This window comes from Sporolactobacillus sp. PKPK-6, from assembly GCF_056678885.1.
The window spans coordinates 1,832,419-1,848,332 of sequence record NZ_JBWXPA010000001.1; the positions used below are offsets into that span (position 1 = coordinate 1,832,419).

At 45.6% G+C, this 15,914-nt stretch carries 14 protein-coding genes; all 14 read right to left on the minus strand.

Translation table 11 applies throughout. The annotated features are described in order from the left end of the window. Positions 1-144: 144 nt before the first annotated feature. Complete coding sequence (locus AC1MBV_RS09035; protein WP_480948113.1) at positions 145-1,764, minus strand: putative polysaccharide biosynthesis protein; 1,620 nt, start codon at positions 1,762-1,764, stop codon at positions 145-147. A gap of 799 nt (positions 1,765-2,563) precedes the next feature. After that, positions 2,564-3,100, minus strand: a complete 537-nt coding sequence (spoVT, locus tag AC1MBV_RS09040; protein WP_255749265.1) for a stage V sporulation protein T — start codon at positions 3,098-3,100, stop codon at positions 2,564-2,566. A 94-nt stretch (positions 3,101-3,194) separates the two neighbouring features. Beyond that, positions 3,195-6,749 (minus strand): transcription-repair coupling factor, encoded by a 3,555-nt coding sequence (mfd, locus tag AC1MBV_RS09045; RefSeq protein ID WP_480948114.1) that lies wholly within the window; start codon positions 6,747-6,749, stop codon positions 3,195-3,197. Between the two features lie 119 nt (positions 6,750-6,868). Then, complete coding sequence (gene pth, locus AC1MBV_RS09050; protein WP_480948115.1) at positions 6,869-7,438, minus strand: aminoacyl-tRNA hydrolase; 570 nt, start codon at positions 7,436-7,438, stop codon at positions 6,869-6,871. A 172-nt stretch (positions 7,439-7,610) separates the two neighbouring features. Continuing rightward, positions 7,611-8,243, minus strand: coding sequence for a 50S ribosomal protein L25/general stress protein Ctc (locus AC1MBV_RS09055; protein WP_255749262.1), 633 nt, complete (start codon positions 8,241-8,243; stop codon positions 7,611-7,613). A gap of 94 nt (positions 8,244-8,337) precedes the next feature. After that, the gene (locus AC1MBV_RS09060) at positions 8,338-9,288 is read right to left on the minus strand and encodes a ribose-phosphate diphosphokinase (protein ID WP_255749261.1); all 951 of its coding nucleotides are present in this window, start codon (positions 9,286-9,288) and stop codon (positions 8,338-8,340) included. Between the two features lie 82 nt (positions 9,289-9,370). Next, on the minus strand, positions 9,371-10,462 hold the full coding sequence (glmU, locus tag AC1MBV_RS09065) for a bifunctional UDP-N-acetylglucosamine diphosphorylase/glucosamine-1-phosphate N-acetyltransferase GlmU (RefSeq protein WP_255749260.1): 1,092 nt from the start codon (positions 10,460-10,462) through the stop codon (positions 9,371-9,373). Between the two features lie 340 nt (positions 10,463-10,802). Beyond that, positions 10,803-11,093 (minus strand): septation regulator SpoVG, encoded by a 291-nt coding sequence (spoVG, locus tag AC1MBV_RS09070; protein WP_023511710.1) that lies wholly within the window; start codon positions 11,091-11,093, stop codon positions 10,803-10,805. Between the two features lie 162 nt (positions 11,094-11,255). Continuing rightward, the gene (purR, locus tag AC1MBV_RS09075; RefSeq protein ID WP_255749259.1) at positions 11,256-12,104 is read right to left on the minus strand and encodes a pur operon repressor; all 849 of its coding nucleotides are present in this window, start codon (positions 12,102-12,104) and stop codon (positions 11,256-11,258) included. 43 nt (positions 12,105-12,147) lie between these two features. Then, entirely contained in the window at positions 12,148-13,026 is an 879-nt protein-coding gene (ispE, locus tag AC1MBV_RS09080; RefSeq protein WP_480948116.1) for a 4-(cytidine 5'-diphospho)-2-C-methyl-D-erythritol kinase, read from the minus strand. Positions 13,027-13,324: 298 nt separating this feature from the next. Further along, complete coding sequence (locus AC1MBV_RS09085; RefSeq protein ID WP_255749257.1) at positions 13,325-13,516, minus strand: small, acid-soluble spore protein, alpha/beta type; 192 nt, start codon at positions 13,514-13,516, stop codon at positions 13,325-13,327. A 217-nt stretch (positions 13,517-13,733) separates the two neighbouring features. Further along, on the minus strand, positions 13,734-13,988 hold the full coding sequence (locus tag AC1MBV_RS09090) for a Veg family protein (protein ID WP_253064440.1): 255 nt from the start codon (positions 13,986-13,988) through the stop codon (positions 13,734-13,736). A gap of 164 nt (positions 13,989-14,152) precedes the next feature. After that, positions 14,153-15,016: a sporulation peptidase YabG gene (yabG, locus tag AC1MBV_RS09095; protein ID WP_255749256.1), complete on the minus strand. Its 864-nt coding sequence runs from the start codon at positions 15,014-15,016 to the stop codon at positions 14,153-14,155. Between the two features lie 315 nt (positions 15,017-15,331). Beyond that, on the minus strand, positions 15,332-15,889 hold the full coding sequence (locus AC1MBV_RS09100) for a GNAT family N-acetyltransferase (RefSeq protein WP_480948117.1): 558 nt from the start codon (positions 15,887-15,889) through the stop codon (positions 15,332-15,334). Between the last annotated feature and the right edge of the window lie 25 nt (positions 15,890-15,914).

Here is a 15,914-nt window from a genome sequence, read left to right on the forward strand (position 1 = left end):
AACCATTCCTCCATATTGTATTCATTCGTTTATACGTTTTTTCCCACGTATAGAGATCTGCTCAAAAGAGATGATCATAGTCCTGCCTCCCGAGCATCTTCTATAACCATCATTTTTTTCATTCTATCATAAGTTACCTTCAGATCACAGTTTCCGAGACCGTGCCGATGCCGCACTGTGCTTCTTTTTTCTTCGTATCGGAAGCCGCTTCAGGTCATGCTTATTCAGAAAACGGACCATATAAAGGATCACGATAAAGACCACACCGCCGACTACGGCTCCGGATAAAGCGAGCACTGATGCTGCGGGCCTTGCCGAAAGGGGATCGGTGAAGCGGCTGATTATTCTTTTCCAAAGAGACACGCTTGCCGCCATCCCGGATAAGGCAATGCCTAATTTCACAACCGCGCGCCAGGGCAATCGCTCGGTCAATGCATGGCGGTGCAAATAGACAAGACTCATTACAGCAGCTGCAGCGGTTCCTAGACATGTACCCAAAGCAGCACCGACAATAGCAAAGTGCGGAATAAGGAAATAATTTGCCGCACCTTTTACACACGAGCCAAGGACAAGAAAGTAAAAAGGTACCCAGGGTTTTCCGTTTGCCTCTAAAATTCCTGAAGCGGTCAAAATGATCGAAAGCGTCAGCATCGTGAACGATGCAATTGCGAAAGCTGCCGTTCCGTCGGCATTTCGAAACAGCATAATATTAACCTCGCGGCTGATCATCATGAGTCCTGCAGCTGCTGCTGCACCAAAAGCAACGCTTACTTTAATCGAAAGCGTTGCCTCCATTTGAAATTCATAACGCTTTCGCAATGCTGCGAGTTGCGCTAGGCGCGGCACCATGGCCACCGTCAGCGAAGCAGATGCGATCATTCCAAACTGTGTCAGTATATAAGCACGATCATAGATGCCCTTTTCAGCACGCGGATCGGCAAGATGCATTTTACCCAAAAGCCGAAGTACGGTTAATGAATCAATAAGCTGAAACGAGAGCAGGGGAACGGCAAGAATGGAAAAAAGACAGCCGGCAGTTATAAGTGTTTTGACCATCCGCCAATTGATTGCAACGGCCGACCTCGAAAACAGTTCGTATGCGAACTGTTTTTTTCGGGGCAAAAACAGAATAAGAATAATCAGTGTGACGAGCGGCGCAAATGCCGATCCTGATGTTGCAACCAATCCGAATGCATAGGCATCTCCATGATTGAGAAATAAATACCAGGACAATCCTAAAATGAAACAAACACGCGTCACCTGTTCTCCGATTTGAGAGAGAGCTGTAGGCAGCATATTTTCCTTGTCGCCTTGAAAAGTTCCGCGCAAAAGGGCCACAATCGGGACGAAAAGATAGGCTGATGCGGCGATACGAATTAAGGCAGCAAGATGCTGATCACCAATCAGTGCTGCCAAAGGCTGTGCAAAGATAAAAAGCGCAGCAAAAAAGAATCCGCAGATCAGCAGCAGCGCGATCAGTGCATGCCTTTGCACGTCCACTTTCGCGTCATGCCGTTCTCCTGCCTCAGCCATATATTTGGAAATGACAATTGGAAATCCCGTGCTTCCAAGTGCCACTGCCAGTGCGTAAAAAGGATAAACTTGCTGATAAACATAAAAACCGACGTCGCCGGCAAAATTTTGGTAGGGAAGCCGGTAAAGCGCGCTCATAATCTTCACCAGCAGAGCTGCACCCGTGAGTATCGCCGCACCGCGCCACACCAAGTGGCTCTCCCTCTTCTCGTTGCCCATGATCTCTCTCATTTCTCCAAGAATTCTCTGTTGGATTATATCATAACTTGCCCTATCGCGTACCTGGAATCAAGAATCAACCCAATAAGAAAAACCGGGCAAAAAACGCCCGGTCCTTCATTAAGTAACGAGTAAAATAAGCGGAGATTTTCCGGTTATATGCGCCATGGCGCTAGTTTTGCCTGTAAATAAGGGTAATTTTTCCGCTTATTCAGAGAAAAAACCTCTATTTTTACGTTTTTCGATTCAATAAGGGTAATTTCTCCGTCTATTTAAGCGATTTTACCATTCATTTTCAATTTAAGCGGAATTTTTCCGTCTATTTCTCAGATTGGGCGCTTGCCTGATCACCCACCCGAATCTTATGACGCTGATCATTGTACCAGCAAGGCAGAACGATATACATTCTTTTCTTGTAAGAAAAACCGGGCAAAAAGCGCCCGGTCCTTACTTTCACAGGACGTGATGGCTTTCGCGTTGCATACAGGACGTATGCGTATTTAGCGAAAGCTCCTTTACACTTGCGAAAGTTCCCTTTTTTAGCATTGATTTGTGTCTTTATGGTGTGAATCATCGCTTCGGTTGCTCGCATCAACTGAGCGCGACCGCGGGCGCACCGCGAGCCTCCTCAGACAAGCAGAAATCCGCGGGGTCTCGCTGGCACCTGATCCCGCTGGCGTCTCGAACCTCCGCTTTTATTCTCGTCCAAGACACTGGCTTATTCGTTTAAATATGGGGCAAAGTCCTATACTTTCTTATCTTGCAAAAAAGAGGCGCTGCAGCCGCCTCCTCTCATGCAAACATTTTACTTTTAATGCTCCATCTGCCTGCCAAGAAAGCCTGCAGCCGTCTCAGCAAGCTTTACCTCGACTTCACCCATCGGCTTCTTGTCCTTATCGATGAGAATAATGGTACCGATTGGATCGCCCCCGGCAATAATTGGTGCAACAACATAGGGGCCGGACAGATTTTCATGTCCTTCCATTAGCGGCTCGCCGCGATCCTGTTCAAGAATGGTTTGCCGCTGCTCCATGGATTTTTCCGGTACCGCAAGCAGACGCTTTTCCAAGTAGTCTTTTTTAGGTCCTCCCGCGACTGCAATCACAGCATCACGGTCACTGACAAGGGTCAGCTTGCCGGAATTTTCCGCCAAGGACTCCGCGTATTCTTTTGCAAAATCGCCGAGCTCGCTCAGCGGCGAGTATTTTTTCAAAATCACTTCGCCATCATGATCAACGAAAATTTCTAGTGGATCCCCTTCACGAATACGAAGTGTACGCCGTATTTCTTTAGGAATAACTACCCGCCCAAGATCATCGATTCGGCGGACAATGCCAGTTGCTTTCATACAAGGATGTCCTCTCTTTCCGCTTCCGCAAAAATCATCTATTCCTTGCATTATTATCTGCGCTACTGGTCAAAGTATGCATTTTTCGCCAAATTTATCCTACCTTCTCAGACGGCTTCTGAAGCTGCTCGATTCCGCCAAGCAGTTTAGCAACCTCCTCCAGCAACTTAGAATCTGCATTGCGCCTATTCTGTTTAATGGTTATTTTCATTTTCGATCCTTCCGCGCCGAGACCAACTCCGGACCCCATTTTGCTGATTGCTTTAAACAGCGACTCTCGATCCAATGATTTCCAGCCCATTTCCGAGAAAATAATTCTGACCTCAGAACTTTGCTGCTTAATTTCCTCAATCATTAATTGATTTGCTGTCACGCGTATCTCGGCCACTTTGAACAGGTCGGCTACTTCTCTTGGGTAATCGCCGAACCGGTCGATCATCTCATCCTTCAGTTCTTCAACATCTTGAACCGAGGCAGCAGCTTTGAAGCGTTTATACATATCAATTTTCTGCAGAGAATCCTCAATATACAGATCCGGAATGTATGCATCTGTCTCCATCTCAATGGTGACTTTAGGCGGTTTTGGTGCCATGTCCGTACTGCTCTTCTTGCTGCGCTCAGCAATGGCATCCTGAAGCATTTGCGAATAAAGATCAAAACCGACAGAGTCGATAAATCCATGCTGCTGGGCGCCCAGCAGATTTCCGGCACCGCGAATGGACAAATCACGCATTGCGATTTTAAATCCGGAACCGAGCTCGGTAAATTCCTTTATGGCTTGCAGTCTTTTCTCAGCAACCTCGTTCATGACCTTATCGCGTTGATACGTAAAATAAGCATAGGCAACACGGCTGGAACGCCCGACTCGTCCGCGAAGCTGGTACAGTTGAGCTAGCCCCATTCGATCGGCATCGTAAACAATCAGGGTATTGACGTTTGGAATATCAACGCCGGTTTCAATAATTGTCGTACTAACAAGTACATCTGCATTTCCGTCGAGAAAATCAATCATTGCAGATTCAAGTTCTGATTCTTTCATTTGCCCATGCGCAAATGTGACTGCTGCATCAGGGACCAGTCCGGAGATCATTTCAGCCATCCGCTGAATCGTTTCCACACGATTATAAAGGAAGTACACCTGCCCGCCGCGCGCCATTTCGCGTTCGATTGCTTCCCGAATTAATGACGCATTGTATTCCATGACAAAGGTTTGTACAGGGAAGCGGTTCTCCGGTGGTGTTTCAATAATTGAAAGGTCACGTACCCCGAGCATCGACATATGCAGTGTACGTGGAATCGGTGTCGCGGTCAGTGTCAGCACATCGACATTCGCCTTCAGACGTTTAATTTTTTCCTTGTGGGTGACTCCGAATCGTTGTTCTTCATCAACAATCAGCAAACCGAGATCTTTATATTGAACATCCTTTGACAGTAGACGATGCGTCCCAATGACTAAATCAACCGTGCCCGCTTTAAGGCCCTTAAGCGTTTCCATTTGTTCTTTCCTCGAACGAAAACGGCTAAGCAGTCCGATCGTGACCGGAAAATCTTCAAACCGTTCACTCGCCGTCTCGAAATGCTGTTGTGCAAGGATTGTAGTCGGAACCAGAAGAGCCACTTGTTTTCCGTCGGCAATGGCTTTAAATGCAGCACGCAAAGCAACCTCGGTCTTGCCGTAGCCCACATCACCGCACAGCAAACGATCCATCGGCTTCTCGTTCTCCATATCCTTCTTGATTTCTTCAATGGCTTGGAGCTGGTCTGTGGTTTCCTCATATGGGAACGCCGCTTCAAATTCCTGCTGCGCATCGCTGTCCTTCGCAAAAGCGTAGCCTTTGCTCGCTTCACGCTTTGCGTAGAGCTTGATCAAGTCATCAGCGATATCTTGAATCGACGAACGTGCTTTGCTCTTGACCTTCTTCCATTCGCCGCCGCCTAGTGCATAGATCTTCGGTTCCTTACCCTCGGAGCTCACATACTTCTGTACTTGATCAATATGTTCCACCGGGACGTAGAGCTTATCATTGCCCTTATAAATAATTTGCAAATAATCTTTATGCGTACCGTTGACTTCAAGCGTCTCAATACCGGCGTATCGGCCGATCCCGTGATCCACATGAACCACATAATCGCCGACTTTAAGCTCGCTATAATTTTTCAGGCGTTCGGCATTCGACAGTTTCTTTCCATGATGGTTCGCTTTCGCCGTCTTTTTTGTAAAGACTTCCTGCTCAGTAATCACGGCGATTTTCTTAAGCGGCAATTCAAAGCCAATTTCAAATTGACCGATTGTAATCTGATTCACACCGTGAACAGGTGGCGTTTCGGGTGCTACAAATTCCGCCTGAATGCCATAATCCGATAATACTTGATCTAAGCGTTTTGCTCGTTCTTTGTCAGAGGCGAGAAAGGTAACGGAGAAATCGCCCTTCTTCCAACGTTCAACCTCAGTCTTCAACAATTGAATCTGACCATGAAAATTTTGCATCGCACGACATGTTATACTGACGACATTCTGCGGCTGAAACTGACCATGGTACCTGAGGAAAAGGGACAGCAAGAGAAGCGGATGGGACAGCCGCTCGGTCAGTTGTGGCCAACTCATAGTCAGCGGCAATTCACTGACCATATCTCCTCTTTGCAGCATGTCGACTCGCCATTCGGCTTCTTCGCGATCCAGCTGTTCAGACATTTCTTGAATCCGGCTGATCTCATCAAAGATAATCAAAGCATCTTCAGGCAAATAATCATCAATAGTCGTCAATTTGTTGTAATACAAAGACGCATACTTGATCATTCCGTTAAAAGGCACACCTTGTTTTAATGATTCAATGTCAGCAGAGCTATGTTCGCTGAGCAGCTCTTGAGCCTTCTGATCCTTCATCTTGGCTAACGAGACAGCCAGTTCATGCTCAAGTCCTTGCGCAGCCGCCGCATAGTTTTCCTCGTAAAGCAGAAGTTCCCGTGCCGGACCGATCAGCACGCTGTTTTGAATCATTTCCAGCGAACGCTGAGAGTCACTGTCAAAATAGCGAACAGAGTCGATTTCATCGTCAAACAGCTCAATGCGGATCGGATGGGCTTCTGTCAGCGGGAAAAGATCAATGATTCCGCCCCGTATACTGAATTGACCTGGACCGGCAACCATAGATTCGCGTTCATAGCCCATGGCTGTCAATTTTCGCGGAAGCGCATCTAAATCAACCGTCTTTCCGACCTCAAACTGCAATAAGCTCGCTTTCCACAAATAAAGCGGAGCGAGCAGTTTTTTCAGTCCGGCGACCGGTATAATAATGAGTGCTTTGCGATTTTGCGCAAGCCGGTTCAGTACATCAATACGTTGAGCGAGCAGTTCCGGACTTGCCACAGCAAGTTCAGACGCAATCAAGTCGTTGGCAGGGTAAAGAAACAGCTCCTCCGAATCGATCAAGCCTTCGAGATCATTATAAAGTTTCTGCCCTTGATAAAGGTTATGTGTCACAACAACAGATGTCTGATGTCTCTGCTGATAAACCGCCGCAATCCATAATGCTTTTGCGCCGCCTGAAAGTCCGGACACCAGCTGCTGCTTCATACCTTGCTCATAGCCTTCAAGGACTGTTTGAATTTCATCTATGTTCTGTTGATAATAGTGGCTCAGTCCAAGCATGGACTACCCTCGCTTTCTGAAAACCGAAAAACGCTTTGGCTTAAGCCAAAGCTCTGCAGTGATTCTTCAGAACCCTAATCATCTGTGATAAACTTCTATGATTATACCCGCGCGGTTTTCTACTTATTCGCATTATACTTATTCATCACCTGTGAAAAAGGCAACGTGAGCCAAGCTTCTGCAGCTGATGCTGCACGTTCAATTGCCGACGAAATCTGTATTTGGTCATCCCCGGAAAAACCTTGAAGCACATAACGTATGACTGCCTCACGCGAGTGCTGAGGATGGCCAACACCTACTTTAATTCGAGCAAATTCCTGCGAGTTCACATGCTGAATAATTGACTTAATCCCATTGTGCCCGCCGGCGCTTCCCTTTTGCCTCACGCGAATCTTGCCTACCGGCAGATCCATATCATCCTGAATAACCAGCAAGTCAACGACTGACAGCTTAAAAAAACGAAGCAGCGGCCCAATTGCTTCACCTGAGGCATTCATATAAGTAAGCGGCTTCACTAACAAAAGTTCTTCCCCATCGATCGACCCTTTTCCAAACAGCGCGTTAAACTTGTTTTTGTTTAAACGGATTCCGTGCTGCTGCGAGATTAAGTCGATCACTTCAAACCCTATGTTATGCCGCGTATGGGCATATTCAGAACCGGGATTGCCCAGTCCGACAATGACTTTCACAGTGATTCCTCACTTTCTATCTGAGATAAGTGTTTCGCGCATTAATTTCTCGGCTCAACTCCACCGTGTCTTATCTCATGTTCAGAAATAACCAACATGTTTTTACTTTCTAATTGGTACGAAAAAAGGCGTAACGCATTGGTTACGCCTTTCCATTCATTTCAATGAACACTTATTCAGCTGCGTTTTCACCATCAGCTGCAGGCGCAGCAGCATCCGCAGTTTCGGTTGCTTCTTCTGCTGGTGCTTCAGCTTCTTGTGTACCATAAGACAGCGTCACAACAACGTCTTCAGGGTCGCCAAGAACGGTATATTTTTTCGAGTCTGCAAGGTCGCTCACACGAATGGCATCACCGACAGCCAGTTTAGACACGTCAATTTCAATCGTATTTGGAAGATCATTAGGAAGCGCGCGTACGGTCAGCTCTGACAGCTGGTTGTTCAAGACAACATCGCCGGTTTCAACAACTTCCGTACCCTTAAGTACTACAGGTACAACAGCATCGATTTCTTCATTCATATTGATTTCGAGAAAATCAATATGACGAACAGTGCCCTTTAACGGATCAAATTGCAATTCATGAGCCATCACCGTATATTTTTTCTTACCTTCAATGTCCAAATTGATAATTGCGTTTCTGCCTTCGCTGCGGAAGAGCTTGCTTACTGCTCCGGCATCAACCGCAACAGATTCGTTACCTACTGTCTTTCCATAAACTACGGAAGGAATCTTTCCTTCTTTTCTCAATTTCTTTGCATACGATTTCTTGAATTCGCTGCGAACAGCCGCACTTAATGTTGCCATGCGTCATTGCACTCCCTTTCAAATGGATCCTTATTAAATTTTTGACGAATCACGTATAATCTAACCCTGTAAGGCACTAAATTCCGATCGATAGTTAATTAAACAACCGGCTGACCGACAATTTTTCGTGAATACGAATAATTGCTTCACCGATCAACGGTGCGACAGACAACTGCACAATTTTGTCAATTTTCTTCTCTTCAGGCAGCGGAATCGTGTTGGTCACAACGAGTTCGCTGATTGCAGACGCCTGAATACGTTCGATTGCGGGACCCGACAAAACAGGGTGTGTACAGCAAGCATACACCTTTTTAGCGCCGCGCTCAACTAAGGCGTTAGCGGCAAGCGTAATCGTACCTGCCGTATCGATAATATCATCGACAATAATGCACGTTTTGCCCTGAATATCGCCGATAATGTTCATGACTTCTGCAACATTCGGACGCGGGCGGCGTTTATCAATGATTGCAATTGGTGCTTTTAGGCGGTCAGCCATTTTGCGTGCACGCGTCACACCGCCATGATCCGGAGAGACAATAACGATATCCTCAAGCTGCTTGCTCATGAAATATTCCGACAGGGTCGGGACACCAAGAAGCTGGTCGACAGGAATGTCAAAAAATCCTTGGATTTGCGGCGCATGCAAATCGAGTGTCAACACGCGTGTTGCACCTGCTGTTTCCAAAAGATTGGCAACAAGCTTCGCTGTGATCGGCTCGCGAGCACGGGCTTTGCGGTCCTGCCTGGCATAGCCGTAATAAGGGATAACCAAATTGATCGTTTTTGCGGATGCGCGTTTCAACGCATCAATCATGATCAGCAATTCCATCAAGTGTTGATTCACCGGATCACTTGTTGACTGAATGACATAAACTTCACTGCCTCGAATGCTTTCTTCGATGCTGATTTGGATCTCGCCGTCACTGAATGACGATACAATGCATTTTCCGAGTTTAATACCGATATGCTCTGCAATTTGCTTTGCAAGATCAGGATTTGAATTGAGGCTGAATACTTTCAAATTTGGATCTAAATAGCTGACCATCTAATGGTTCCCTCCAGTTAATGGTTTAACCTGTACTTTAATTATGTTTTTTTGCCCGGATCTTGCGATGCCTCACCTATTTTTAAATGCTCGGCCCGCTCCGTTCTCCAATGTCCGTGTTCTTTACGTCGACAAAACTGCCCACTTTTGTCTGATCATGGATCTTGGACAGCGGACGAATATGTGCGAAAGGTCCGATCTGCACATTGCTTCCAATCGTACTGTTCTCCAGCACAGATTGATCAATCTGCGTCCCGTCGCCAATCACACAGTCGCGAATTTGCGAATAAGCACCGATTGTGCAGCTGCTTCCGATTCGTGTCTTTCCGGCAATGACCGTCCCCGGATAGACAACCGTATCCATGCCGATCTCGCATTCCGCCGACAAATAGGTTGTATCCGGATCGATCAGTGTCACACCATTCTGCATCATTGCCCTATTGATGCGTACCTGCATATATTTCCCTGCAGCAGCCAATTGAATGCGGTCATTGACACCGACTGTTTCCTCGAACTGTTCTGTTGCGTAGGCAATCACTTTCTCAGAGTCGCGGACAAGCAAACCAATAACATCAGGAAGATAGTATTCACCCTGAACATTATTGTTTTTCACTTGCTTTAAAAGGGTAAACAATTTACGGTTGTCAAAACAATAGATGCCCGTATTAATTTCTTTTACCCTTTTTTCATCAGGATTTGCATCTTTATGTTCGACAATTTTCGCAACATTTCCTGATGAATCCCGAATGACGCGACCGTATCCCGTCGGATCTTCCAATTTAGCGGTCAACACTGCTGCCGCTGCCTGATTCTTTTCTTGAATCTGAATCAGCTTCTCAATGGTTTGATGAGTGATCAGTGGAGTATCTCCGCAGAGAACAACCGTCGTGCCTTCTTGCTCGGCTAATCGATCCGCGGCTTGAAGCACAGCGTGTCCTGTTCCAAGCTGCTTTTGCTGCAACAGGCATTCAGCCCTATCACCGACCGCCGCTTTCACCTCATTCGCCCCATGTCCGACAATGACATAAACCTTTTCGAAATCAGCTTTGCCAACCTCATCAATGACATGTCGGATCATCGGTTTGCCACAAACCTGATGCAGCACTTTATATAGTTTCGATTGCATTCTTGTACCTTTACCGGCAGCAAGAATGATCGCAAATCGATTTGACATGATGAACCCCCATAGCTTTCGCTGATCCTTAGCGTCCATTTTAGACTATAGCTTAAAAACAACCCTTTTTCAAGATAACAAAGGCGAAATTTGCGTCAATTCGTCAGAACATGTTTTTTAATGTTCAAGTAAAAAAAAAGAACCAATTGGCTCCTTTTTTTACTAATAGCTCTTATCCTCAAATCGAATCGTATTCATGAACAAGTAATTCGTGAACATGCTGGGCTTGTCTCACAAAATTCTGCAAATGAAAAGTATCTTTAAAATGACGTTGACGCAGCCCTGCTGATAAAAATGTTTGACCTATCAAAGACATGCAATCTTATAACACGGCCATTATTTAAGAAGCGCCTGCCTGTTCGAATGAAGGATCGCCCTCACATGCATGTTCATATTCACTAAGTATTGCCGACTGTATTTTCTCTCTAGTCCCTGATGTGATGGGGTGGGCAATATCCCTAAACTCCCCGTCAGGTGTCCGCTTGCTGGGCATCGCGACGAATGTGCCATTGTTTCCATCAATCACGCGAATATCGTGAACAACGAACTCTTTATCAAGAGTTATTGAAGCGATTGCCCTCATGCGCCCGTCAGTATGCACAAGCCGCAATCTGACATCTGTTATTTCCATTGATAAGACACCACCCTTTTCCCTTATGCGTAACTCGTCATTCTAAATACTTGTTTCAACATAAAAAGTGGGAAATCCTGCAAGTGGCAAAAAGAAACAAAAATATTTTTATTATTTGCGCATATAGTGTTTGACGGCAGTTCAAAAATTTATTGGAAACGGTTAGTCTTTTACTCCAAGAGAATTATTTTTCGGCAGCCATTCGTACACGTTACCGTTTTCAATTGTCAGCGCATCTTGTTGCTCAAGGATTGACAGTTTAAGCAGCGATACATAATGATTAACCAATTTCGGACGTTCATCTTTTTTTTCAACGAGAACGGCCATGCCGGCAACCTTTGCGCCGAACTCCTCCACTAAATTAATCATACCTTTCATCGTTCCTCCAGCTTTCATGAAGTCATCGACGATTAAAACACGTGCGTGTGCTTTCAGACTTCTTCGCGGCAAAACCATTGTCTGTATCCTTTTTGAAGACCCGGATATATAATTAATGCTTACTGTAGATCCCTCGGTTACTTTGCTGCTTCGTCGGACGACAACAACCGGTACGCTGCACTGCGTGGCAACTGCGTACGCAAGCGGAATACCCTTTGTCTCCATCGTCATGATTGCATCCAGCTTTTCATTAATAAAAACCGATGCGATCAGCCGTCCAATCGCATTAATATAGTCCGGCTTCCCCAGAATATCAGTCATATAGAGATAGCCTCCAGGTAGAATCCGCTCCTTTCGCGTCATCTGTTCCTGCAATCGTCCAAGCAATTGTTCGGCTTCCTCGCAGCCCATGGATGGCATATAACATACTCCGCCCGTAGCCCCCGCCTGCGTCTGCAGCCGTCCGATTTCTTGAGATTCAAAGTTCTCCTTGATAATCGTCAGATCTTCGCTTATCGAGGATTTGGCAGATTCATACCGTTCCGAAAAATAGGAAAGCGAAATCACCTGGTGAGGATGCCGCAGCAAATATTCTGTCATATCGACCAGTCTGCTGCTTCGCTTAAGTTTCATGATAATCCTCCAAATCCGAATATTTTAAAGCAATTTTACACCATTATTCGTATTCAGACAAGAGGGTAAACGGTTTACAAAGCCTCACGGCGAATACCTGCGAACAATAACCTCTCATCCCATTCATCAAGCGCAACATTCGTGATTCATGCTGAGTAAGTGCAAACACGGTTGGTCCGCTTCCGCTCATCAATATCCCTTCCGCACCGATCGCTTTCATATGACCTTTTATCTTTGCGATATCCGCAACTTTTCTCATGGTCACAGACTCAAGAGAATTACCGAGCAGTCCGCAGATTGTCTGAAAATCTTCCTTCTTGATGGCTTGGATCATGGCATCAACATCCGGATGAACAATCGGCTGACTGTCCAAATCTTTATAGATCTGCGCCGTTGATACCGACACGTCCGGCTTAACAAGAACGACCCAGCAAGGAGCCAAGGACGGCAAAGGCGTAATTTGTTCGCCTCTTCCGGTGGCGAGTGCCGTTCCTCCTTTAATGCAGAAAGCGACATCAGATCCGATTTTCGCTGAAATTTCCAGCATTTCTTTATAGGACATACCAATATGCCATAGCTTGTCCAGGGCACGGATCGTTGCCGCGGCATCCGTGCTTCCTCCGGCAAGTCCTGCAGCAACTGGTATATTTTTTTTAATCGTTATTTCTACACCGCGGCGAATATCATAACATTCTTTGATGTACTTAGCAGCCTGATATGCGAAATTACGTTCATCCTCGGGCACATAGGGGGCTGATGTACGGACTATAATTCGATTCTCATGCAGATCGCCGCATTCCACCCGATCTGCTAAATCAATTGAGGTCATGATCATTTTGACCTCATGATAACCATCGCTTCGATTCCCAACAACATCAAGGGAAAGGTTAATTTTTGCCGGTGCTTTCTCAAGTACTTTCAAACGGTTCCCCCACTTCCAATTAACAAGCTGCTTTCGTATACATGTCCAATTTTAATAAAAAGCAATTGATGCGACGATCACGGATGATCTAATGTCCGGATTGCCACAGAACGTGGCGCTTTGACGGACCGACATTCATGGATGCCCTAGTATCCCGTTCACCCCAGAACAGCATTCTTAGCTGGATCCTGATCTATAATACCTACTCCGTTTTTTTACACTTTATAGTTTAAAGGAAACGAGCATGAAGAAAAAGGGGGTCCCATCCGTTTCTGGACAGAATCCCCTTCTTTCGTGCTCAATCATGGTGCTGTTTATCAGCGTCACCAAGTGTCGCTTCAGCTTTTTGAATAGCGAGGCGCACCATATTGCCTGCGTCGCGGGCCTTGATGCCGCCCCATCCTTCATTCTTGACCGTATCATAAAACCCCAGCTCTTTGGCAAGTTCCTCTTTAAATGCTTCAGACATAATGCCTCTGCGTCTGGACATGATCGGCACAACTCCTTTCCAATGGTCGAGCAGAAATTAGGTTGCACTAATTTACTTTCTTCTATTCGCCAAACGTGCTAAAATGAATTTTGACGAAAGACTTATGAAAAGCATAAACGCGCATCTCCAGTTTTGTCCGTGAATTTCGAACAAAAAGGGTGCGCGCATCCGCTATAAATAAATGGTCTGTCATCATGGAAATCGAACAAGCAATTCATTACTGGCCGCTCGCCATTTCCTCCAAAAAGGTGAGTTCCACCGAGTCCGTCAACACATCAGTGTAGCTGTACGATACGCGGTCATACGCGTTCGAATCTTTATCCAGCCTCACAATAAAAACCGACGGATAGGTACCTTCCAAAACACCAATGCGTTGAATCGTTTTGCGTCTGCCACCGTTTGCCTTTAATGTCAAACGTTCGCCGACACGTTCGTCTAGAGCGCCTCTGATATCATCAATGGTTTTTCCCATCTCGACAATCCACCTCGCTTAATTATAAGTATACCACAATGGACGTCAAAAAATCAAATAGTATGAATTATATCAAGAAACCATTGTTGCTGTCAATACATTTATTGCGAAGAACAGGCGTTATTTTCTCTCAAAATTCGACTGAATTTCCTACTAAATTATTTTTATTCCGAGGGGTAGGGCAGACCCGTGCGAAGCATCCCCCGACTTTCCACCCCGCCCAAGCCGCCTGCACCGGTCAGCGTGTTTCTGAGCACTTCCCACACATTGACACTATCCATAAAAGACGTAAAACTGATCCTGGCGGCAAGATAAACCGGATCAAGCGCATGAATATTTACGCGGTCAGGCGAACTGGCAAAATTCGATCCCGCCCGAATTAAATATTCAAAATTAGATTGGCAAGCGCCGGAAAAAATAATCATCTGATCAAGACTGGGCCAGTGATAGCGAACCTCTTTGACTGTTCGGATAAAATACCCCGAATTGCGGTAGGCCTTAATCTCGTCTGGCATTCCCTTATTCTTCATAAATGCATCATGTCCGGTCAGTACAAGAATATCCGGGCGGATCTGCGCGACCAGCTTCGGAGCAAGATCAGGCATTTCCGATTCCTGCATATATTTGCCGATTACAGGTACATGCAGTTTTTCATAAAAAGCAAGGCACTTTTTTAAATAATACGGATCTCCGTCAATGTGAAGCACACGTCCGGGCATTTCAAAATACGAAGCCCCTTCCCGATAACCATTTGTTGCCGTATATCCTCTTTTCAATTTCATTTGCTTATAGTCCTGTCTGAAAAGCTTGTAGGACTCCGCTTCCTTCGAACTCGTCACTTTTTCATACTCTTCCCGTTCATCTTTAGTTACTAGAACCAAGTCATCGAGCGGCGCGTCTGCGTACAAGCGCAAGTCATGGCCATTCAACTCGGCGCTTTTTGTCTCTTCATGAATGGCCACCACACGAAACGGAAGGTCGCAATGGTATGAAGTTCGCGCCACGAGATCTCCTACTTGAACCGTCATGTTCCACTCCCTCTTTTCAGCACATCCGGATCCGTAAAAAATCAGAGTCATCCTTTTCAATCTATGATTGTGCAGAAACGAATATTCATGAAGGGACACTTCAACAATTGAACATGATCGCAGCCTTTAACTTCCTCTTAGAAAAATCTGGCATTGACCGGTCCGTACTGCCGCAGGACGCGATGAATGCCGCATTGTACATAAGTTCCGTCAAAAATAATTCGCTGGTATGTTTACACACTTCTTATAAGAAAATAAAGAGGACACTGACCGACGCTTATTACGTCGAACGGTGTCCAGAAAATCACACAATTATTACTCGCTAAGATTATTTTGTTTTGCAGAAGTCCACTCTGAACGTAAAATGCCCATGTTAACGAGATCGTAGAATTTTCCGTCCCGGTAAACTGCGGATCGCTGTCTTCCTTCATGCTTAAATCCGGCTTTCTCGTAAGCGCGAATGCCTCCGGAGTTATATTCGATCACATCTAAGCCGACACGATTCAAATTTAATTCATGAAAAGCGTAACGCAGAATGACTTTTAAAGCATCTGAACCGTAACCTTTATTACGATTCTTGGCTTCCCCAATTCCAATTGCTAAAAGACCTTTCTGGTTATTCCATTCGATACTGTGTATGGCGACAAAGCCAATTAATTCATCATTTTCCAACGTCCTTAATTTAAACTCAACAGTATTAGAATGACTGTTTACTTCGGATTCTAGTTGACTTTTAGATTTTGGCACTGCGATCTCCGTATCCACATTTCGAAGATAGACATCATCTTCGTACCATCTTTCCATAATCTCAATATCTTCCGCTCTGTGGGCGCAAAGTTTTACCAATTGACCTTTAAAAAGATTCTCATACATGCCTGCTCTAATCTCCCTTACTTAG

Bases quoted from the DNA above. Each gene is read 5' to 3' on its own strand.
- AC1MBV_RS09035 (WP_480948113.1), bottom strand. From the start codon at position 1,764: ATGAGAGAGATCATGGGCAACGAGAAGAGGGAGAGCCACTTGGTGTGG.
- spoVT (WP_255749265.1), bottom strand. From the start codon at position 3,100: ATGAAAGCAACTGGCATTGTCCGCCGAATCGATGATCTTGGGCGGGTA.
- mfd (WP_480948114.1), bottom strand. From the start codon at position 6,749: ATGCTTGGACTGAGCCACTATTATCAACAGAACATAGATGAAATTCAA.
- AC1MBV_RS09055 (WP_255749262.1), bottom strand. From the start codon at position 8,243: ATGGCAACATTAAGTGCGGCTGTTCGCAGCGAATTCAAGAAATCGTAT.
- AC1MBV_RS09060 (WP_255749261.1), bottom strand. From the start codon at position 9,288: ATGGTCAGCTATTTAGATCCAAATTTGAAAGTATTCAGCCTCAATTCA.
- glmU (WP_255749260.1), bottom strand. From the start codon at position 10,462: ATGTCAAATCGATTTGCGATCATTCTTGCTGCCGGTAAAGGTACAAGA.
- spoVG (WP_023511710.1), bottom strand. From the start codon at position 11,093: ATGGAAATAACAGATGTCAGATTGCGGCTTGTGCATACTGACGGGCGC.
- purR (WP_255749259.1), bottom strand. From the start codon at position 12,104: ATGAAACTTAAGCGAAGCAGCAGACTGGTCGATATGACAGAATATTTG.
- AC1MBV_RS09085 (WP_255749257.1), bottom strand. From the start codon at position 13,516: ATGTCCAGACGCAGAGGCATTATGTCTGAAGCATTTAAAGAGGAACTT.
- AC1MBV_RS09090 (WP_253064440.1), bottom strand. From the start codon at position 13,988: ATGGGAAAAACCATTGATGATATCAGAGGCGCTCTAGACGAACGTGTC.
- yabG (WP_255749256.1), bottom strand. From the start codon at position 15,016: ATGACGGTTCAAGTAGGAGATCTCGTGGCGCGAACTTCATACCATTGC.
- AC1MBV_RS09100 (WP_480948117.1), bottom strand. From the start codon at position 15,889: ATGTATGAGAATCTTTTTAAAGGTCAATTGGTAAAACTTTGCGCCCAC.